This is a genomic window from Mesorhizobium sp. M4A.F.Ca.ET.050.02.1.1, from assembly GCF_003997725.1.
Classification (GTDB): Bacteria; Pseudomonadota; Alphaproteobacteria; order Rhizobiales; family Rhizobiaceae; genus Mesorhizobium.
The window spans coordinates 1-3,293 of record NZ_RZSG01000673.1; the positions used below are offsets into that span (position 1 = coordinate 1).

General features: G+C 61.6%; 4 protein-coding genes and 1 pseudogene. 3 read left to right on the forward strand and 2 right to left on the reverse strand.

Annotation, left to right across the window (positions count from 1 at the left end; genetic code table 11):
• On the reverse strand, positions 1 to 286 hold a 286-nt coding region (locus EOA33_RS29085; RefSeq protein ID WP_127407216.1), incomplete at its 3' end, for a hypothetical protein.
• 147 nt (positions 287 to 433) lie between these two features.
• Positions 434 to 1,327, reverse strand: a complete 894-nt coding sequence (locus EOA33_RS29090; RefSeq protein ID WP_126058699.1) for a branched-chain amino acid aminotransferase — start codon at positions 1,325 to 1,327, stop codon at positions 434 to 436.
• 232 nt (positions 1,328 to 1,559) lie between these two features.
• Here EOA33_RS29090 and EOA33_RS29095 point away from each other — a divergent pair, with 232 nt between their 5' ends.
• The 3 genes and pseudogenes from EOA33_RS29095 to EOA33_RS29105 all read left to right on the forward strand — a co-directional run.
• Positions 1,560 to 2,093 carry a MarR family transcriptional regulator gene (locus tag EOA33_RS29095; RefSeq protein WP_126058698.1) on the forward strand — a complete coding sequence of 178 codons (534 nt, stop codon included), beginning with the start codon at positions 1,560 to 1,562 and terminating at the stop codon, positions 2,091 to 2,093.
• Positions 2,080 to 2,799 (forward strand): response regulator transcription factor, encoded by a 720-nt coding sequence (locus EOA33_RS29100; RefSeq protein WP_126058697.1) that lies wholly within the window; start codon positions 2,080 to 2,082, stop codon positions 2,797 to 2,799. Before EOA33_RS29095 ends, EOA33_RS29100 begins: the two co-directional genes overlap by 14 nt.
• A gap of 49 nt (positions 2,800 to 2,848) precedes the next feature.
• Positions 2,849 to 3,293, forward strand: a pseudogene (locus EOA33_RS29105) (two-component sensor histidine kinase); the annotation flags it as partial.

A 3,293-nucleotide genomic window follows, 5' to 3' on the forward strand; every position in this document is an offset into this window, starting at 1 on the left:
CCGCGCCGATGATGCCGGTCAGGATGGCGCCGCCGCCGGCACCGCCGAGGATGTTCTTCAGGTCAATCGCACTTCCGATTCCACCCGCCGCGGCTGCCGGGTCGACAGCGCCACCGCCGAGCAGGCTGCCGAGGATGGCCGCGCCGCCGACGCCGCCGATCGCGCCACCGAGGATTTTGGTTAGCTGTCCCATCGCCGCCTGCTTCAGCGCAACGCCTACTGCCTGACCACCGATAACACCCGCAATCACCTGCACAATGATCGCAACGAGCGTGTTCGTATCCATGTTAACAGTCCCTCCATAACTGCCAGCCTCCTCGGGCCGACGTCATCATGAGACGCTGAATTGGATGAAAGTCAAATGCACCGAGGCTTAAATAAAAGGGGCGGCCAGAAAACCGCCCCTGTAAGACAAAAAAGCTGTGACTTATCGCTATTCTGCGGCGATAGCATGCTTTGGTTGCACTGCAGCAGAATAATCATTCATCAATGTCTTGGCGATCTCGCCAACCTCGAATCGGTATGGACCGATCTCCGAAACCGGCGTCACTTCAGCTGCCGTGCCGGTAAGGAAGCATTGTTCGAAGCCTTCGAGCTCTTCCGGCATGATGGCGCGCTCGATCACTTCCAGGCCGCGCTCCTTGGCGAGGCCGATGACCGTGCGGCGGGTGATGCCGTCGAGGAAGCAGTCGGGCTTCGGGGTGTGGATCTTGCCGTCCTTGACGAAGAAGATGTTGGCGCCGGTCGCCTCGGCGACCTGGCCGCGCCAGTCGAGCATCATGGCGTCGGCATAACCTTTTGCCTCGGCCGCGTGTTTGGAGAGTGTGCAGATCATGTAGAGGCCGGCGGCCTTCGAGTTGGACGGCGCGGTGCGTGGATCGGGCCGGCGCCATTCGGCGATGTCGAGGCGGATGCCCTTCAGTTTCTGCGCTGGATCGAAGTAGCTCGGCCACTGCCAGATGGCGATGGCGCAGTTGATGCGGTTGTTCTGCGCCGAAACCCCCATCTGCTCGCTGCCGCGCCAGGCGATCGGACGCACATAGGCGTCCTGGAATCCCTGCTTCTTCAAAAGCGTGCGGCAGGCGTCATCGAGCTCTGCGACCGTATAGGGGATCTTGAAGCCGAGCAGGCGCGCCGATTCATGCAGGCGCTCGGTGTGCTCGGTGAGCTTGAAGATCGCGCCGCCATAGGCGCGCTCACCCTCGAACACAGCACTGGCATAGTGCAGGCCATGGGTCAGCACATGAATCTTGGCGTCGGCCCACGCGACGAACTCGCCGTTCATCCAGATGAAGCCGTCCAGTTGGTCGAAAGGAACGGATGCCATGGAAACCTCCCGCGGGCGCAAACCCGCACATCGTTGTCGTATAGCCGCGGCACGCGGCCGGTGTCCGGAAGCGTAGGCGGATATCAAATGTATGGCAAACTCAGGAAGTTCCGGAAAAACGGGCTCCCCTTGCCTTTTCGTTCGCAATCCGCCGAAAAGCTTGTCAAAAATTACCATTGCCGGGAAATTACGTCAATAGTACTGACATAATTCCCGTTCGCATGGAGACGAGATGACGGATCAAAGCCACGCCGCCGGAAAACCGATCAGGACCGCGATCACCGACGAGGACGGCATCGACTTCGCCATCATCGAATTGCTTTTCTTTGCCTATCGCGACTTCACCTCCGATCCGGACCAGATACTGGCCGACTATGGCTTCGGCCGCGCCCATCACCGTGTCCTGCATTTCGTCAACCGCAGGCCGGGGCTGACGGTCGCCGAATTGCTCGACGTGCTCAAGATCACCAAGCAGAGCCTGGCGCGCGTGCTCAAGCAGTTGATCGACACCGACCATATCGTCCAGTTGCAGGGTCCGCGCGATCGCCGCCAGCGCGAACTTTACCCGACCGCCAAGGGCCGCGCCCTGGCATTGGCGCTGGCGCGGCCACAGTCACGCCGCATCCGTGCTGCATTGGAGGATTCCGGAGCCGCCGACCGCGCCTCGATCGAACGTTTCCTCGAAGCGATGGTCAATCCGGAACTAAGAGCGCAGATCGACATTGTGCCTGCGAAAATATCGGGGAAAAGCCATGGAGACCATTGAGAGGGTTGATCATCCGACAGCACCGGACGATGACGCGCCGCATCTGCTTGTGGTCGATGACGACACCCGTATCCGCAACCTGCTCAAGCAATACCTGTCCGAAAACGGCTTCCGCGTCACCGTCGCCGGCAATTCCGGCGAGGCCCGGCGCAAGCTTGCCGGCCTCGATTTCGACCTGCTCGTGCTTGACGTGATGATGCCGGGCGAAACCGGTGTCGACCTCACCAAGGCGCTGCGGGCGGAAAAGAACGTTCCGATCCTCATGCTGACGGCGCTCTCCGAGACCGACAGCCGCATCACCGGTTTGGAGGCTGGCGCCGACGACTACCTGCCGAAGCCATTCGACCCGCGCGAGCTGATCCTGCGCATCAACAACATCCTGCGCCGTGGCGGCCCGGTGGCGACTCCCAAGGTCGAGCAGCTGGTATTCGGCCCCTACACCTTCCAGATCGCCAGACGCGAGCTGAAGCGCGGCGGCGAGGCGCTGAAGCTGACCGACCGCGAGCAGGAGATCCTGGCGATCTTTGCCGCGCGCGCGGGCGAGACCATTCCGCGCCATGAACTGGTCGGTGACGAGTCCGACGTCGGCGAGCGCACCATCGATGTCCAGATCAATCGCTTGCGCCGCAAGATCGAGCGCGATCCGTCCAACCCGGTCTGGCTGCAGACGGTGCGCGGTATTGGGTATCGGCTCAGCGTGGAATAGAATATTCCTGAGGCCCTTGCTGAACGGCCGTTGACGAGCGGAAGGGCAGATGGCGACCACGCAACTGGAAAGGCCGGGAAATGACGGCTTGAGCGATCGCGCCATGCGGATGCTGAAAGCCATGCCGCGCGCCTGGAACCGGTTCTGGCGCCTGGTTGCGCTTTACATGCCGAAACGGCTCTACGCCCGCTCGCTGATCATCGTCATCGCTCCGATGATCCTCTTGCAGTCGGTCGTCGCCTTCGTCTTCATGGAACGCCACTGGCAGACCGTGACGCAGCGCCTATCGCAAGCGACCGTACGCGACATCGCCGCCATTATTGACATGATGGAGGCCTATCCGCACGATGCCGACTACGCCAACATCATCCGCATCGCCCAGGACAGGATGCAGCTCAAGGTCGATCTTCTGCCGCCCGACCCACTGCCGCCGCCCGGGCCGAAACCGTTCTTCTCAATCCTCGATGAGGCTCTGTCGTCCGAGATCACCAGGC